General features: G+C 66.0%; 15 protein-coding genes. 6 read left to right on the forward strand and 9 right to left on the reverse strand.

Translation table 11 applies throughout. The features are described from left to right. Positions 1-75 precede the first annotated feature (75 nt). Entirely contained in the window at positions 76-555 is a 480-nt protein-coding gene (locus ACTTAG_RS02885; protein ID WP_444464105.1) for a MarR family winged helix-turn-helix transcriptional regulator, read from the reverse strand. A gap of 305 nt (positions 556-860) precedes the next feature. Here ACTTAG_RS02885 and ACTTAG_RS02890 point away from each other — a divergent pair, with 305 nt between their 5' ends. Then, on the forward strand, positions 861-2,327 hold the full coding sequence (locus tag ACTTAG_RS02890; RefSeq protein WP_444464106.1) for an MFS transporter: 1,467 nt from the start codon (positions 861-863) through the stop codon (positions 2,325-2,327). Between the two features lie 63 nt (positions 2,328-2,390). Further along, a complete protein-coding gene (locus ACTTAG_RS02895; RefSeq protein WP_444464107.1) occupies positions 2,391-3,551 on the forward strand; it encodes a M20 aminoacylase family protein in 1,161 nt (386 codons plus the stop codon). Between the two features lie 80 nt (positions 3,552-3,631). Here the strand turns inward: ACTTAG_RS02895 and ACTTAG_RS02900 are convergent, their stop codons facing one another. Beyond that, on the reverse strand, positions 3,632-4,264 hold the full coding sequence (locus tag ACTTAG_RS02900) for a trimeric intracellular cation channel family protein (RefSeq protein ID WP_444464108.1): 633 nt from the start codon (positions 4,262-4,264) through the stop codon (positions 3,632-3,634). Positions 4,265-4,618: 354 nt separating this feature from the next. Between ACTTAG_RS02900 and ACTTAG_RS02905 the strand changes: the two genes are divergently transcribed. Next, positions 4,619-4,882 (forward strand): hypothetical protein, encoded by a 264-nt coding sequence (locus tag ACTTAG_RS02905; protein ID WP_444464109.1) that lies wholly within the window; start codon positions 4,619-4,621, stop codon positions 4,880-4,882. Positions 4,883-4,891: 9 nt separating this feature from the next. Then, a complete protein-coding gene (locus ACTTAG_RS02910; protein WP_444464110.1) occupies positions 4,892-5,518 on the forward strand; it encodes a DUF1523 family protein in 627 nt (208 codons plus the stop codon). Between the two features lie 92 nt (positions 5,519-5,610). Here the strand turns inward: ACTTAG_RS02910 and ACTTAG_RS02915 are convergent, their stop codons facing one another. After that, entirely contained in the window at positions 5,611-7,950 is a 2,340-nt protein-coding gene (locus tag ACTTAG_RS02915) for an aldehyde dehydrogenase family protein (RefSeq protein WP_444464111.1), read from the reverse strand. Between the two features lie 7 nt (positions 7,951-7,957). Then, a complete protein-coding gene (deoC, locus tag ACTTAG_RS02920) occupies positions 7,958-8,911 on the reverse strand; it encodes a deoxyribose-phosphate aldolase (RefSeq protein ID WP_444464112.1) in 954 nt (317 codons plus the stop codon). A 176-nt stretch (positions 8,912-9,087) separates the two neighbouring features. On the opposite strand from deoC, the gene ACTTAG_RS02925 reads away from it, so the two are divergent. Continuing rightward, positions 9,088-9,429 (forward strand): hypothetical protein, encoded by a 342-nt coding sequence (locus tag ACTTAG_RS02925; RefSeq protein WP_444464113.1) that lies wholly within the window; start codon positions 9,088-9,090, stop codon positions 9,427-9,429. A gap of 81 nt (positions 9,430-9,510) precedes the next feature. On the opposite strand, the gene grxD is transcribed toward ACTTAG_RS02925, so the two are convergent. The 5 genes from grxD to ACTTAG_RS02950 all read right to left on the reverse strand — a co-directional run bounded on the left by grxD (position 9,511) and on the right by ACTTAG_RS02950 (position 14,579). After that, complete coding sequence (gene grxD, locus ACTTAG_RS02930; protein WP_444464114.1) at positions 9,511-9,870, reverse strand: Grx4 family monothiol glutaredoxin; 360 nt, start codon at positions 9,868-9,870, stop codon at positions 9,511-9,513. Positions 9,871-9,907: 37 nt separating this feature from the next. Further along, a complete protein-coding gene (locus ACTTAG_RS02935) occupies positions 9,908-10,147 on the reverse strand; it encodes a BolA/IbaG family iron-sulfur metabolism protein (protein WP_013066292.1) in 240 nt (79 codons plus the stop codon). Between the two features lie 85 nt (positions 10,148-10,232). Further along, positions 10,233-11,120, reverse strand: a complete 888-nt coding sequence (locus ACTTAG_RS02940) for a hypothetical protein (RefSeq protein ID WP_444464115.1) — start codon at positions 11,118-11,120, stop codon at positions 10,233-10,235. A 10-nt stretch (positions 11,121-11,130) separates the two neighbouring features. Next, positions 11,131-13,293 (reverse strand): phosphoribosylformylglycinamidine synthase subunit PurL, encoded by a 2,163-nt coding sequence (gene purL / locus ACTTAG_RS02945; protein ID WP_444464116.1) that lies wholly within the window; start codon positions 13,291-13,293, stop codon positions 11,131-11,133. A gap of 377 nt (positions 13,294-13,670) precedes the next feature. Next, positions 13,671-14,579, reverse strand: a complete 909-nt coding sequence (locus ACTTAG_RS02950) for a LysR family transcriptional regulator (protein WP_444464117.1) — start codon at positions 14,577-14,579, stop codon at positions 13,671-13,673. A 243-nt stretch (positions 14,580-14,822) separates the two neighbouring features. On the opposite strand from ACTTAG_RS02950, the gene murI reads away from it, so the two are divergent. Further along, positions 14,823-15,635 carry a glutamate racemase gene (gene murI / locus ACTTAG_RS02955; RefSeq protein WP_444464118.1) on the forward strand — a complete coding sequence of 271 codons (813 nt, stop codon included), beginning with the start codon at positions 14,823-14,825 and terminating at the stop codon, positions 15,633-15,635. The last annotated feature ends 2 nt before the right edge of the window (positions 15,636-15,637 follow it).

Below are 15,637 nucleotides of genomic sequence, written 5' to 3' on the forward strand. Positions count from 1 at the left end.
CCGCCGCGCAGGACCATCCCGCCCGGATCGTCACCACGCTGGCTGTGCGCTGAGCGGCTGTCGCCCCGGCAGGGCTCAGCGCGCCTCTGCCCCGAACGCGGCAAGGCGTTCGTGGTAGTCCCTGGCGCGGACCCAGACGGCGAGCCGGGCCAGCAGATCATCCAGTTGCGTCAGTTCCTCGGCGCTCAACGGGGCCACCAGCAGCTTTTCCAGCGCTTCCGACAGCAGCCCGGCCTCTTCGCGTTTTTGGCTGCCCGCCTCGGTCGGGTAAAGCCGGAACCTGCGCGCATCGCTTTCGTCGTTCTCGCGCCGCACCAGCCCCTGCTTGATCAGGCTCTGGATGATCCGCGAGGTCAGCGTCCGTTCCAGATCCGCCAGCTGCACCAGATCGACAAAGGTCAGCCCGGCGCGGTCGTGGATGATCCGCAGCGCCCGGACCTCGCGGATGCTCAGCCCCAGCTGGCGCTGAAAGATCCCGTCGTTCGCGTCGATCGACTCCTTGGCCAGCATGTCGAGCCGGAACGTCAAACGTTCGCGCGAGAAGGGTTTTTCCATGGTCTTCGATCCTTTTCCGGCACCGCCGTCCGCACGGCTTCCGGCGCGGTCTCACATTCGGGGCCTCACGCTCGGGGCCTGCCGCGCGGGCCTGTATCCGCAAGGTGGCCGCGCAAGGCGGAAATTGCAACCGTTGCGCATCACAATGGTTCTGACATCTTCGTGCATTTTTCACTTGTTGCAAATAGAAACTATTGTATAGTGCGCGCAGAGGCAAGCAGGTGACCCGAGTCTCTCCTCCCGCCCCCTGCCCGGAGACCTCGCCTTGTTCATGCGCACCCCGCGCTTTCCAAAGGACCACCGAGATGTCTGACACATCCAAACCATCCTATCAGGGGACCGACAGGCTCCTTTTCGGGATCATCATGGGCGTTCTGGCCTTCTGGCTGTTTGCCCAGACCACGCTCAACATCGCGCCGCAGATGGCGGCCGATCTGCAGATCGAACAAAGCCTGATGAACATCGCCGTCTCGATCACGGCGCTGTTTTCCGGGATCTTCATCGTCGTCGTCGGCGGCATCGCCGACCGGGTCGGCCGCGTCCGCATGGTGATGTGGGGCTTCGTGCTGTCGATCCTCGGCTCGCTTCTGGTGGGTTTTGCCCCCGCGGGCGCCTCGGGCAGCACCTTCCTGATGTTCGGCCGCATCGCCCAGGGGCTGTCGGCGGCCTTCATCATGTCCTCCAGCCTCGCGCTGGTGAAAACCTATTGGGAGGGGGCGGCACGGCAACGGGCGATCAGCCTGTGGTCGATGGGGTCCTGGGGCGGGTCGGGCTTTGCCGCGCTTTTTGGCGGGCTGATGGCCTCGAACGTCGGCTGGCGCTGGATCTTCATCATCTCGGCCGTCGTCTCGCTGGTCGGCATGCTGATGGTGCGCGGCACCCCCGAGTGCAAGGCCGAGGCCAAGGGCAGCTACAAGTTCGACTTCAAGGGCCTTGTGACCTTCCTGATCAGCATGGTCGCGCTGCAGATCGTGGCGACGCAGGGCGCGAAAATCGGCTGGACCGATCCGCTTACCCTTGGCCTCGCGGTCGTCGCGGTGGTGTTTGGCGTGATCTTCTTCCTGTTTGAGACCCGCTCGAACGCGCCATTTGTCAACTTCAAGCTGTTCTCCAACCGCATCTATACCGGCGCGACGATCTCCAACTTCCTGCTCAACGGCATCGCGGGGATGATCATCGTCTCGATGATGCTGCTGCAACTGGGCGGCGGGCTGACGGCGCAGGCGGCGGGGATGCTGACGCTGGGCTATGCGATCACCATCGTCGCCTTCATCCGGGTGGGCGAGAAGCTGCTGCAACGATTTGGCTCGCGCAAGCCGATGCTCTGGGCTTGCCTGATCTCGGGTCTGTCGATCGCGCTGCTTCTGCCGACGAACCTGATGCTGGATCATTACCGCATCCTGGCCGTGATCTCCTACATCCTGCTGGGCCTTGGGCTGGCCTTCTACGCCACCCCCTCGACCGATGCGGCGCTCTCGAACCTGCCCGATGATCAGGCCGCGGCCGGGGCCGGGGCCGGCATCTACAAGATGGCCTCTTCGCTGGGCGGGTCGTTCGGCGTGGCGATCTCGGCGGCGATCTTCACCGCGCTGAGCGCCAATGACGCCTCGGTGCAGTGGCTGCAGGGCGTGATCACCTTCGTCGGGCGGCAGGACAATGTCGCCATCCGCGAAGCCGCGCTGGTCGCGCTTGGCTTCAACCTGATGCTCGTTGTCGTCGCCATCCTCAGCATCCTCTGGACGATCCCCGCGGGCCGCAAGGCCACCGCCTGACCGCTTTCGCCCCCGCCGGACGGCTGGCGGGGGCACCCCGAAACCGCCTTACAGGAGCGTGACATGAACGCCATCATCACCCGGCTCGAACAGGACAAATCCTTGATGGAAACCTGGTTCGCCCATCTGCACCGCACCCCCGAACTCTCGATGCAGGAAGAGCGCACCGCCGCCTTCATCGCCGACACCCTGCACAGCTTTCCCGGCGTCGAGGTTGTCACCGGCATCGGCGGGCACGGCATCGTCGCCTCGATCACCTCGGGCAAGGGCGACAAGGCGATCGGGCTGCGTGCCGATTTCGACGCCCTGCCGATCGAGGAGGTGACCGACCTGCCGTGGAAATCGCAGATCCCCGGCCGGGCGCATCTGTGCGGCCATGACGGCCATACCGCGATGCTGCTGGGCGCGGCGCAATACCTGTCCGAGACGCGCAATTTCAACGGCACCGTGCGGATGATCTTCCAGCCCGGCGAGGAGACGATGCAGGGCGGCCCGGCGATGATCGCCGATGGTCTGTTCGAGCGGTTCCCGGTCGATGCGGTCTTCGGGATGCACAACATGCCCGGGCTCGAAAAGGGCAAGCTTTACTTCACCGAGGGCGACACGATGGCCGCGGTCGACAATTGGGAGGTGGAGATCACCGGCAAGGGCGGCCATGGCGCCTTTCCCGAACTGGCGATCGACCCGGTCGTGGCGGGGGCGTCGCTGGTGATGGCGCTGCAAAGCGTGGTGGCGCGCAATGTGGCGCCCGCCCATAGCGCCGTTGTCACGGTGGGGGCGTTTCAGGCCGGTCATGCGGGCAATGTCATCGCGCAAAGCGCGGTGCTGCGGCTGTCGATCCGCACCACCACGCCGCAGGATCGGGCCATGGTTCTGGACAGGATCCGCCGTCTGGTGGCCAGCCAGTGCGAGTCCCTCGGCTGCAGCGCCGAGATCCGCAAGGGCCAGCCGGGCGCGGTGCTGACCAATGACCCCGAGGAAACCCGCAAGGCTGTCGCCATCGCCCGCGCCGCCTTTGGTCCGGACCATGTGATCGACAAGGGGCCGACCTATCTGGGCTCCGAGGATTTCGCCTTCATGCTGCAAAAGCGCAAGGGCACCTATTGCTTCCTTGGCAATGGCGACACGAAATTCGTGCATCACCCCGAATATGTCTTCGACCCCGAGATCCTGCCGATCGGTGCCGCCTATTGGGTGGCGCTGACCGAAGCCACGCTGCGCTGAGACTGGCGCTGTCCCGCCCCTCCCGGCGCGCCGCCCGTCCCGATCGTTCGGGGCGGGCGTTTCGCATCCGGCCGCGCGGCTCAGGGCTGGTCGGTCGGGCGTCCGGCGCGGGCGCGATAGGCGGGCAGCGTCCAGCCGAAAAGGATCGCCCCGGCGCGGGCGGCAAAAGCCACACACCCGCCCAGAAGCGCGTCGATCAGAACCGGCACGCCCAGCATCCGCAGCGTGACGAAGGTGGCCGCGCCCAGCACGGTGGCGGTGATGTAGATTTCCTTGCGGGTGACGGCGTTCGCCTCTCCGGCCAGAACATCGCGCAAGATGCCGCCCAGCGTGCCGGTCATCGCCCCGGTCAGGATCGCGATCACGGGCGAGCCGGTGATCTGAAACCCCTTTTGCGCCCCGGCCACGGCATAGACCGACAGCGCCACCGCATCGAGCCACAACAGCACCTTGTAGCGCGACTCAAGCAGCGGCGCGGTGAAATAGACCCCCGTCGCGGTGACGATGCAGACGATCAGATAGGCGTGCTGCTGCACCCAGAACACCGGAACATCCAGGATGAGATCGCGCACCGTGCCGCCGCCCACGCCCGTCAGCGTGGCCAGAAACACGAAGCCCAGAATGTCGAGCTGCCTGCGCGAGGCCGTCAGTGCCCCGGTCGCCGCGAAGAGCGCAACACCGAGATAGTCGAAAATGGTGATGTATGATGTCATGGCCGATCTCCCAGCAGCACTCCGGTCGAGCAGGTAGTGAATGTTGTGGCGAAATGCAACTATTGAGCGGCGCAAGTAGGGCCGCGGCACGGGCGCGGATATCAAGACAGGCCCGGGTAGCCCCCCCCCGGCCCGCCGTGTGGCAGGCGCAACGGATCGGCGGATTTTCTGCCTGCGGCATCGGTGCATCTGGCCCCGGCCGAATTTGTGAGTTTTCCTGATCAAAGGGTCGAAGCGGATCGTCTGTCCGCAACTGGACGCAGGCATTGCGTCATTCCGGACGGGTCGGGCTGTCCGGGTCTTGTTTTGCCGCATCTTGCGGCCCTGTCGTGTCATCTGCGGTCGGGGCGGAAAATGGTCGGATTTGGAAGGCTTCTGGTATTGTTGGCGGTGATGGCCGTGTCGGGCTATTGGATCTTGCGGCTGTCGCTTGCCTCGCGCAAACGTGAAGCGCTGGAAGCGGCATGGGACGCGGGCGCGGGTGATGCGCGCGATTTCGATGCCTATGTTCGGACGGGAATGGACGCATGGGAAAGCAGCCTGCCGTTGCGCATGTTGCGTCTGATCATGCTGATCCCCTTCGCCGTCGTCGGCGCTATGGTCTATTTCGTGAACTGAGAGGTGAGGATGGGATACGTCAAATGGGCTTTCTGGCTGCTGGTCGTGGCGATCTTCGGCAGCTTCCTGCACTACACCCTGCCGCGGCACGAAATCGTGCGCGTGGTCAACATCTATCAGGAGCGGCAGGATCTGAGCGGCTGGACCAGCATCTTCTGGTCGGGTCCGGATGTGAAAACCACCAACCAGACCAGCTATGACGTGCAGTTCATCTCGGCGGTGACGCCCGAGGGCAAGCCGATGGTCTATCGCAACGAGGACACCGGCTGGGGCTGGCCGCCCTATTTCAAATTCGACACCGCGAATCTGTCGACGCAGGCGGCGGATCTGCAATCGACCGCCGAGGCGCCGAAATGGGGGGTGATGACCTATTATGGCTGGCGCAGCCAGCTGTTCTCGATCTTCCCGAATGCGGTGCGGATGCGGCCGGTCGACAGCCCGGATGTGACGATCATCCCGTGGTTCAACATCATCTTCCTGACGCTGCTCACCATGGCGATCCTGACGGTGCGGGCGCTCTGGATCCAGTTCCGGCGCAATTCCATCGACCCGGTTCTGGGCGATGTCGCCGATGCGATCGAGGATGTGACCGACCGCGCCGGCAGCATGTTCGACGATGTGACCGGCAAGAAGTGATCCCGGCCGGGGGCGCTGCCGCTCCCGGGCTGCCCGGGATATTTCTGGCAAGATAAAGTAAACCGCGCCCGGGATCGGGGCGCGGTTTTCGCTTACATGCCGTAGGGCACCCAGATGGTTTTCGTCTGCGTCGCCTGTTCCAGCGTTTCCCGCATCTCCTGCGCCGCCCAGTCGCGCAGCGTCGGGCACCAGGTCGCTTTCAGATTGCCAGCACTTTCGCGCTCGATCCGCGCGGCGCCTTCGGGCGTGCCCGCATACCAGAGCGCCGCCACATCGTCGTGGCCTGCCAGCACCATGGCCAGATCGTCGCGCGGACCCGAAATCAGGTTCACCACCCCCCCCGGCACATCCGAACTGTCCAGCACCTGCGCGAAATCGGCCGCCACAAGCGGCTGCACCATCGCCGGGATCGCCACGACCCGGTTGCCCGCCGCGATCGCGGGCAGCACCAGCGCGGCCAGCCCCAGCAGCGGTTGCGCATTGGCGCAGGCGATGCCCAGCACGCCCCAGGGCTCGGGCCGGGTCAGGGTCAGCATCTGCGGTTTCGTCTGGATCACCGCGCCCTCGATCTTGTCGGCCAGCGCGGCGGCGCGGAAGGCCAGCCGGATCGTTTGCGTGACCTCGGCGGGATCATGGCCGGTCTCGGCCAGACGCGCCTCGAATTCCGCGGCGCGCAGCGACAGGTTCTCGGCCAGGAAATACAGCACCTGCGCGCGGGCGTGCCCGGTCTGCTTCGACCAGCCCGCGGCCTTGTGCGCCGCCTCGACCGCATTGCGGATATCCTTGCGCCCGCCAAGGGGGGCAAGGCCGATTTCACGCCCCGCATGGATCACGCGCCAGCTTTGCCCGCCATCGGGGCGTTTCTGCGCCCCGCCGATGTAAAGCTTCGCGGTGCGGTCGATCGGCTGCGGCGCGGCCGGTTCGGGGCAGGGGGCGGCGCTGAAATCGGGGGCTGGCGCCTCGGTCTGCGCGGGCGGGGCGGGGGGGCGCAGGCAGGCCCGCATCCCCGCGCGCCCGCCGTCGCGGCCAAGGCCGCTTTCGCGCATCCCGCCAAAGGGGGCGGCTGCGTCAAAGACGGAGTGGCAATTGATCCAGACCGTGCCCGCCACCAGCCGCGCCGCCAGATCCTGCGCCAGGGTGATGTTCTCCGACCAGACCGAGGCGGCAAGGCCGTAGCGGCTGGCATTGGCCAGTTCGATCGCCTCGGCCGGGGTGCGGAAACTGGCAAGCGTGGCGATGGGGCCAAGGATTTCTTCGTTGGCGCAGGGGTTTGCGGGTTCCGCACCCAAAAGCAGACCGGGCGCCACGAAGCTGCCCTGGGCGGGCAGCGGTGCGGCGCTGGTCACCAGATTGGCCCCGGCGGCCAGCCCCCGCGCCAGAAGCGCCCGGAGGCGGTCGCGCTCTGCGGGCGAGATCACCGCGCCGATATCGGTGCCCTTGTCGAGCGGATCGCCCAGGCGCAGCTTTTCCATCCGCGCGGCCAGACGGGCGGTGAAGCGCTCTGCCACCGGCTCGGCAACGAAGATGCGGGCGCCCGCCGCGCAGATCTGGCCCTGATTGGTCCAGACCGAGGCCACGACGCCCTCGACCGCGGCGTCCAGATCGGCATCGGCGCAGACGATCATCGCCGAGGTGCCGCCAAGGTCCAGCGTCAGGGCCTTGCCCGAACCGGCCGTGGCCCCGCGGATCGCACGGCCGACCTCGGTCGAGCCGGTGAAGGCGATCTTGTCGACCGGGGCGGCGACAAGGGCGGCCCCGGTTTCCGCATCGCCGGTGACGATGTTCAGCACCCCCGCGGGCAGGCCGATTTCGACGCAGATCTCGGCAAAGGCCAGCGCGGTCAGCGGCGTTTCCTCGGCCGGTTTCAGCACCACCGTATTGCCCGCAGCCAGCGCCGGGGCGACTTTGCGGGCCAGCATCAGAAGCGGGAAATTCCACGGGATGATCGCCGCCACGACGCCATGGGGGGCATGGCCGGGGAGGTCTTCCCCGCCCAGTTCGGCCCAGCCCGCATGATGGTAGATCTGCCGGATCGCCAGCGGCAGGTCGATGTCGCGGGTCTCCCGGATTGGTTTGCCGGTATCCAGAACTTCCAGAATTCTGAAAAATGCCTCGCGTTTCTGCAGGTTGCGGGCCAGCGCATAAAGCCATTTCGCCCGTGCATGCCCGGGCAGCGCCGCCCAGCCCGGCGCGGCGGCCCGCGCGGCGGCTACGGCGGCGGCTACATCGGCCGCGCTGCCCTGCGTCACTTCGGCCAGGGTCTCGCCCGTGGCGGGGTTGTGCGTCGCGAACACCGCACCGGGCGGGGTCATCGCCCCGTCGATCAGATGGCCGAACCGGCCGCGCGCCCGCAGCCAGGCCCGCACCTCGCCCGCGGCCCCGGGGGCGGGGCCATAGTCCATCGTTTCGAGGATTTCTTTCACGGAAGGCATCTTTCCCTCAGGCAAGCGCGTGGCGGTGGCTGGCGGCATAGCGGCCGGTGACATGGGTTTCCAGCTGGCGTTCGATATCGCCCAGCATCGAGGAGGCGCCCAGACGGAACAGGTTCGGCCTGAGCCAGTCGGTGCCGAGTTCCTCCTTCATCAGGATCTGCCAGGCCAGCGCATCCTTGGCGGTTTTCATCCCGCCCGCGGGCTTGAAGCCGATCTTCACGCCGGTCCGCGCGCCATAATCGCGCGCCGCCCGCACCATCACCAGCGAGACCGGCAGGGTGGCATTCACCCCCTCTTTCCCGGTCGAGGTCTTGATGAAATCGGCCCCCGCCTGCATCGCCACCATCGCGGCCTTGTAGACATTCGAGAGCGTCTGCAGATCACCCGTCGCCAGAATCGCTTTCATATGCGCCGCCCCGCAGGCCTCGCGCATGGCCGCGATCTCGTCATGCAGCTGCGCCCAGTCGCCCCGCAAGGCCAGCGCGCGGGAAATCACGATGTCGATTTCCGCGGCGCCCTGATCGACGGCATAGCGGATCTCGGCCAGCCGAAGCGGCAAAGGCATCAGCCCGGCCGGAAAGCCCGTCGCCACCGAGGCCACGGGAATATCGGCTCCCCGCAAGGCCTTGACGGCCGCGGCCACCATCGTCGGATAGACACAGACGGCGCCGGTCGTCAGGCCGTCAAGCCCCAGCCCGGCCAGGATATGATCGGCCAGCGGCGCCCGCGCCTTGGCGCAAAGCCGGGCCACGCGGGCCTCGGTATCGTCGCCCGAAAGCGTCGTCAGATCCATGCAGCGGATCGCATTCACCAGCCAGGCCGCCTGCCAGTTCTTCTTCAGCGACCGGCTGGCCATCAGCTGCGCGGCGCGGGCCTCGGCGGCGGGGGTGTTGATGGCGATCTCCTCGAACCAGGTCGGCTCAAGGGCGGTGCCGGGATTGCGAAGATGAGGGTCGGTCATGGCGCGCCTTCGGTTGTCTTGTCGCAGGCTACCGGTTGCCGCCCCGGGCTTCAATGACCGGCAAAGCGGCAAAACCCGGCGCAGGTTCACCCTGACGTTCCGAAATTTCCGCAAAACGGACGGAAACCGTTGCAGTATGACGGCTTTTGCGCATTCTTGCGGCATTTGAGGTGATCATGACGATGATGGCGTTACGAATCGAGGAACGGGTGGCGTTTGCCATCGAACGTCTGTTGCGGACGGACGACTCTTGGCGCAGCCTGGTGCGCGAGATGGTTGATTGCTGGCCCGAAGAACCGCCGCTGGAACTGGGTTTCACGCTGGTCTCGGCGGCTTCGGCGATCGAAAGCTCTTTCACCGAAGGCAGCCCCGCGCGCGAAGCCGCGATGCAGGGCTATCGGCTGGCCGCGCTGGTCAGCATGGATGTGCATGCGATGCAGCTTCTGGGGATGGACTGCGACCGGGCCGAGCATCTTCTGGCCTATTGGGATATCGACCCGTTTTTCGCCAGACTCTGAACGTTCCGAAAACGAAAAAGCCCCGCCGGAGCGGAGCTTTCGCAGCGGTCAGATCTTAGGCCCAGATCTCAGGCTCAGATCTCAGGCGTTAGCGGCGCGGATCTGGTCGGCGCGGCCCTTGTCATAGGCGATGCCCTTGTCGTCGAAGAGCTTGTCGAGCTCGCCCGAGAGCATCATTTCGGTGACGATATCGCAGCCGCCGACGAAATCGCCCTTGACGTAAAGCTGCGGGATCGTCGGCCAGTCGGAATAATCCTTGATGCCCTGACGCACATCGGCGTCGGCCAGCACGTTCACATCCTTGTAGGTCACGCCCAGGTAGTTCAGCACGCCCGCGACGCGGCTGGAAAACCCGCATTGCGGCATGTCCTTGGTGCCCTTCATGTAAAGGATGACGTCGTTTCCGGCGATATCGGCCTTGATCTGGTCGAGTGCGGTCATGGGAGGGGTCCTTATTTTGCGAAACGTGAACCGCGGCTCATTCGGCCTTGGTGGTCAGGGCAAGCGCATGAAGCGGCGCGTTCGGCCCGTCCATCGCGCCTTTCAGCGTGGCGAAGACGGCGCGTTGCTGCTGCACCCGGTTGAGCCCCTTGAACGAGGCGTCGATCACCTCGGCGCCCCAATGGTTGCCGTCGCCGGCAAGGTCGGTGATGGTGATCTTTGCATCGGGAAACCCGGCGCGGATCAGGGCTTCGATGTCACTGGCTTCCATCGGCATGGGCAACTCCTTGTTCTGGGGTCAATCTAGGCTGCGCGGCGAGAGGCGACAAGGGCCAAGCGCCGGGCGGCGTGCCAAGTCGGGCTCAGAGCGGGGCAAGCCGGGTCACGCCGGGCAGGGCCGCCAGATCGCGCAGATCTCCGGCGTGGCCACGGTCAAGCGCGGCGCGGGCCGCGGCGCTCCAGGGGTCGAAGGGCGGCTGTCCGGGGTGCAGGCGCGCGGCGGCGCGGGCGCGGCGCAGCAGCAGCCGGTAATCGCAGCCGGGATCGGCGGCGATCCGGGCCTGCAGCTGCCGGATCGCGCGCGCTGAAAGTGCCGGTTCGGGCGGGATCTCGGGCAGGGGAAGGCTGGCGCCAAAGCCGCGCAGGCCGGTCGCCCAGTCGATGAGCCGCGGGCGGAGTGCGCCCAGATCTTCCGCGGCCCAAAGCGTCAGCCGCGTGCAGACCGGCAGCATCCGGTTCACCAGCCAGAGCCAGCGCACCCCCGCGGGCGGCAGGGCGGCGGCGAAATCCTGAAAGCTTTGCCACGGGGCCTGGCGCAACTGCTCGGCCCAGCAGGCGGGCAGGAAGCTGGCCGGATGGCGGATCGCCAGACCCACCCGGACCTCGGCGCCGCCAAAAGCCGCCAGCACATCGCGCAGCCGCCGTGCCGCGAACGGAAAGAGCAGGCCGGTCTCGCCCAGGAATTGCGGTGGTGCCAGCGTGCCAAGGGTGTTTTCCGCGATCACCACCACATGCCGCGCGCCCGGGCAAAGCCGGTCCAGCGCGGCCCGGGTGAGGGCCGTCACCTCGGCGGCCGGGCGCCCCCCGGGCTGCAGCGCCGCCCGCAAGGTGTCGCCGGCCTCGGCCCCCGTCATCAGCCCCACACCCTCGGCCCGGAGCGTCTCGCGGGCGGCCACGAAAGCCCGCTGCAGGATCGGTGCCCCGGTTTGCGGGGGCCCGGTGATCAGCGTGATCGAGGCAAGCCGGGCCATGCGGCCCGCCTCAGCCTTCGACCGCCGCGGCGAAGGCGGTGCGGTAAAGCGTGCTGAGCTCGCCCAGCGGTGCGGCATCGGCGCCAAGGGCGACGGTCGTGCCCCCGAAGATGCCGACGCGGTCAAGCGGAACGCCCGCGGCCTGCGCCGCGGCTTCCAGCGCCTCGGCCCCGGCCTCGTCGCAGGCAACAAGGTAACGGGCCTGATCCTCGCCGAACAGCTGGGCGATGTCGCCGCTGTCGAGCTGCACGCCGATCCCGGCGGCCTCGGCCATCTCGAAGGCCGCCAGCGCCAGACCGCCATCGGTCAGATCGGCGGCGGCTTTCAGCACCCGGCCATTGGCGCGGATGAATTCGCCATGCTTGCGTTCATCGGCCAGATCGACCGGCGGCGCGTCGCCCGCTTCGATGCCAAAGGCCTCGGCCGCCAGCGCCGATTGGCCCAGATGGCCATGGGTCACGCCGATCACCAGCGCGATATCGCCCGCTTCGGGCAGCCCGCCGATCAGATCATCGAGCGATTTCAACAGGCCCACGGCGCCGATGGTCGGGGTGGGCAGAATGCCCGAACCGTCGGTTTCGTTGTAAAGCGAGACGTTGCCCGAGACGATCGGGAAGTCGAGCGCCTTGCAGGCCTCGCCGATGCCTTTGATCGCGCCGACGAACTGGCCCATGATCTCGGGCTTTTCGGGGTTGCCGAAGTTCAGGTTGTCGGTCGTCGCCAAGGGCAGGGCGCCGACGGCCGAAAGGTTGCGATAGGCTTCCGCCACCGCCTGCTTGCCGCCCTCGAACGGGTTGGCTTTCACATAGCGCGGCGTCACATCGCTGGTGAAGGCCACGGCCTTGTTGGTGCCGTGAATCCGCACCACCCCGGCGCCAAGGCCCGGACGGCGCACGGTATCGCCCATCACCTGCGTGTCATATTGCTCGAAGACCCAGTTTTTCGCGGCATAGTTGGGCGAGCCGATCAGCGCCTTCAGCGCCGCGATGGGGGTGATGTCGGGCAGGGCCCCCAGCGGTTCGGCGGGCGGCGTTTCTACCCAGGGGCGGTTGTATTCCGGCGCCGCCGACGAGAGTTTCGACAGCGGCAGATCGGCTTTCACCTCATTGCCATGCAGGATCAGGAAGCGGTCTTCCGCGATCGTCTCGCCGACGATGGCGAAATCCAGATCCCATTTTTCAAAGATCGCCCGGGCCTCGGCCTCTTTCTCGGGCTTGAGCACCATGAGCATGCGTTCCTGAGACTCGGACAGCATCATCTCATAGGCGTTCATGTTCTTTTCGCGCTGCGGCACGGCATCCAGATTCAGCTTGATGCCCAGGCCGCCCTTGTCGCCCATCTCCACCGCCGAACAGGTCAGGCCCGCGGCGCCCATGTCCTGGATCGAGATCACCGCATCGGTCTGCATCAGCTCCATGCAGGCTTCCATCAGGCATTTCTCGGTGAAGGGGTCGCCGACTTGCACGGTCGGGCGTTTTTCCTCGATCGTGTCGTCAAATTCGGCAGAGGCCATGGTGGCCCCGCCGACGCCATCGCGGCCGGTCTTGGCGCCAAGGTAAACCACCGGCATGCCGACGCCCGAGGCGGCGCAGTAAAAGATGTTGTCGGTCTGCGCGAGACCCGCGGCAAAGGCGTTCACAAGGCAGTTGCCGTTGTAGCTGGCATGGAAGCGCACTTCGCCACCCACATTCGGCACGCCAAAGCAGTTGCCATACCCGCCTACGCCCTCGACCACGCCCTTGACCAGATGGGGCGTTTTCGGGTGGCTCGGCACGCCGAAGGACAGGCTGTCCATCGCCGCGATCGGCCGCGCGCCCATGGTGAAGACGTCGCGCAGGATGCCGCCCACGCCGGTCGCCGCGCCCTGATGCGGCTCGATGTAGCTGGGGTGGTTGTGGCTTTCCATCTTGAAGATGATCGCTTGCCCGTCGCCGATATCGACGACGCCCGCGTTTTCGCCGGGGCCGCAGATCACCTGCGGGCCGGTGGTGTGCAGGGTGCGCAGCCAGACCTTGGACGATTTGTAAGAGCAATGCTCGTTCCACATCGCCGAGAAGATGCCGAGTTCGGTGAAGGTCGGCTCCCGGCCGATGATGTCCAGGATGCGTTGATATTCATCCGGTTTCAGCCCATGGGCGGCAATCAGGTCGGGGGTGATCTGCGGCTCGGTCATCGGCTCCTCCGGCATCGGCTTTGGTTTCCCTTAGAACATCGGGGCCGGTCGGGAAAGGGGCCTGCGCGGGGCCGGGGCGGATTTTGCCGCCCGCGCCGGGAGGCGATACAGCCAGAGGGCGAGAGCATTGCAAAGCGACATGCGCCCGCCCGAAAACGGCGCTTTTATCCGAAGATAAAAAAATGGCCGAGACAAGCTCGGCCTTAGTCCAACAGGGAGGTAGAAGGTGATGCGCGTTTCCGCAGGCCATCGCCTTCAACGCTCGATTTATGGGCAGAGTGCGAACGGTTCAAGAAGAATCATGCTGCGGGTGCAGCATGGCTGCTATGCAACGGCGGAATGGCTTTTCTCGCCTCTTGGTTGTTTTCTTGCTGGGGTCAGTCCGCGGACGCTTCGCCGGTCTGGGCGCGGCGATAGGCAAGGATTTCTTCCTGCACGAAATCGCGGAACGCATTGACCCGGCGCGAGGAGCGCAATTCCTCGGGATAGGCCAGAAAGACCGGCACTTCGACCGACTCGACCCCCGGCAGCACGCGTTCGAGCAAGGGGAAATCAGCGGTCAGGTAATCGGGCAGCACGCCGATGCCGATATGGTTCAAGACCCCCTGCAGCACGCCGAAATAATTGTTCACCATCAAGGTGGAGGGCACGCCATGCGCCATCACGCCCTGGGTCAGCTGGGCGCCCGCCTGCACCTGCGGCGTGGTCGGGTTCTGACAGATCAGCCGGTGTTTCGCCATGTCCTCGATCCGCTCGGGGCGACCGGCGCGGGCGATGTATTCGGGCGTCGCGTAAAGCCGCATCCGGATGTTGATCAGCCGCTTGCGGATCAGATCGGCCTGCGCCGGTTCCTTCATCCGGATCGCCACATCGGCCTCGCGCATCGGCAGGTCGAGCACCCGTTCTTCCAGCAAAAGGTCGATCTTCAGATCCGGGTAGCGGTCGTAAAGCTTCACCAGCCGCGGGGCGAGCCACATCGTGCCGAAACCGACCGTGGTCGTGACCTTCAGCTCGCCGAAGACCTCTTCCTCGCTGTCGCGGATGCGCGCGGCGGCGGAATCGAGCTTCTTCGCCATGGTCGAGGTGGCGTCGAACAAGAGTTCCCCCTGTTCGGTCAGGATCAGGCCGCGGGCATGGCGGTGAAACAGCGTCGTGCCCAGCGATTCTTCCAGCGCACGGATCTGGCGGCTGACCGCCGATTGCGACAGATGCAGCGCATCGCCCGCATGGGTCAGCGACCCGGCATCTGCCACCGCGTGGAAGATGCGCAACTTGTCCCAGTCCATGCCCTGCACGACGCCACCCGTTCATACCCGTTCTGCATCGGTTGCATACCTAAAACGCCGGGTCTTCACAAACGGCTTTCGGTCAAAATCGCTGTTAGCGCATAAACTTTCCGTCAGGGCGGCCTTTGTGCCTCCTTGCGGGCGATCCGGGCGGGGGCGCTCGCGCAATAGGCGTTTATTTCCGCGGCCGAGAGGCTTAGAACCACAGAAACAGCATTAACAGTGGGCAAGGTGGAGGCAGGCATGGCGGTTGGTGTTTTCGACAGTGGTCTGGGCGGGCTCACGGTCTATGAGGCGGTCTCGAAGCGGCTGCCCGAGGTGGCCTTTGTCTATTACGGCGACAATGCCCATGCGCCCTATGGGGTGCGCACCCCCGACGACATCTACAACCTGACCTGTCGCGGCGTTGAACGGCTGTGGGACGAGGGTTGCGATCTGGTGATTCTGGCCTGCAACACCGCCTCTGCCGCGGCGCTGAAGAAGATGCAGGAACACTGGATTCCGAAGGACAAGCGGGTGCTGGGCGTCTTCGTGCCGCTGATCGAGGCGCTGACGGAACGGCAATGGGGCGACAATTCCCCGCCGCGCGAAGTGGCGGTGAAACATGTGGCGCTGTTTGCGACGCCCGCCACAGTGGCCTCGCGCGCGTTCCAGCGCGAGCTGGCCTATCGCGCCATCGGGGTGGATGTCGAGGCGCAGCCCTGCGGCGGCGTCGTCGATGCGATCGAGGCGGGCGACGAGATTCTGGCCGAGGCGCTGGTGAAGAGCCATGTCGAGGCGCTCAAGCGGCGGATGCCCCACCCCGAGGCGGCGATTCTGGGCTGCACCCATTACCCCCTGATGCAAAAGACCTTTCAGGAGGCTTTGGGGCCGCAGGTCAAGGTTTACAGCCAGGCCAATCTGGTGGCCGAAAGCCTTGCCGATTACCTGACCCGCAAGCCCGAATTCATCGGCCGCGGCACGGTGTCGAAATTCATCACCACCGGCGATCCGGCCTCGGTCTCGATGCATGCGACGCAATTCCTGCGCCACCGGATCAGCTTCGAGGCCGCCTGATC

This window comes from Rhodobacter capsulatus (assembly GCF_052363185.1).
Taxonomy (GTDB): domain Bacteria; phylum Pseudomonadota; class Alphaproteobacteria; order Rhodobacterales; family Rhodobacteraceae; genus Rhodobacter; species Rhodobacter capsulatus_E.

Bases quoted from the DNA above. Each gene is read 5' to 3' on its own strand.
- ACTTAG_RS02885 (WP_444464105.1), bottom strand. From the start codon at position 555: ATGGAAAAACCCTTCTCGCGCGAACGTTTGACGTTCCGGCTCGACATG.
- ACTTAG_RS02890 (WP_444464106.1), top strand. From the start codon at position 861: ATGTCTGACACATCCAAACCATCCTATCAGGGGACCGACAGGCTCCTT.
- ACTTAG_RS02895 (WP_444464107.1), top strand. From the start codon at position 2,391: ATGAACGCCATCATCACCCGGCTCGAACAGGACAAATCCTTGATGGAA.
- ACTTAG_RS02900 (WP_444464108.1), bottom strand. From the start codon at position 4,264: ATGACATCATACATCACCATTTTCGACTATCTCGGTGTTGCGCTCTTC.
- ACTTAG_RS02905 (WP_444464109.1), top strand. From the start codon at position 4,619: ATGGTCGGATTTGGAAGGCTTCTGGTATTGTTGGCGGTGATGGCCGTG.
- ACTTAG_RS02910 (WP_444464110.1), top strand. From the start codon at position 4,892: ATGGGATACGTCAAATGGGCTTTCTGGCTGCTGGTCGTGGCGATCTTC.
- ACTTAG_RS02915 (WP_444464111.1), bottom strand. From the start codon at position 7,950: ATGCCTTCCGTGAAAGAAATCCTCGAAACGATGGACTATGGCCCCGCC.
- deoC (WP_444464112.1), bottom strand. From the start codon at position 8,911: ATGACCGACCCTCATCTTCGCAATCCCGGCACCGCCCTTGAGCCGACC.
- ACTTAG_RS02925 (WP_444464113.1), top strand. From the start codon at position 9,088: ATGACGATGATGGCGTTACGAATCGAGGAACGGGTGGCGTTTGCCATC.
- grxD (WP_444464114.1), bottom strand. From the start codon at position 9,870: ATGACCGCACTCGACCAGATCAAGGCCGATATCGCCGGAAACGACGTC.
- ACTTAG_RS02935 (WP_013066292.1), bottom strand. From the start codon at position 10,147: ATGCCGATGGAAGCCAGTGACATCGAAGCCCTGATCCGCGCCGGGTTT.
- ACTTAG_RS02940 (WP_444464115.1), bottom strand. From the start codon at position 11,120: ATGGCCCGGCTTGCCTCGATCACGCTGATCACCGGGCCCCCGCAAACC.
- purL (WP_444464116.1), bottom strand. From the start codon at position 13,293: ATGACCGAGCCGCAGATCACCCCCGACCTGATTGCCGCCCATGGGCTG.
- ACTTAG_RS02950 (WP_444464117.1), bottom strand. From the start codon at position 14,579: ATGGACTGGGACAAGTTGCGCATCTTCCACGCGGTGGCAGATGCCGGG.
- murI (WP_444464118.1), top strand. From the start codon at position 14,823: ATGGCGGTTGGTGTTTTCGACAGTGGTCTGGGCGGGCTCACGGTCTAT.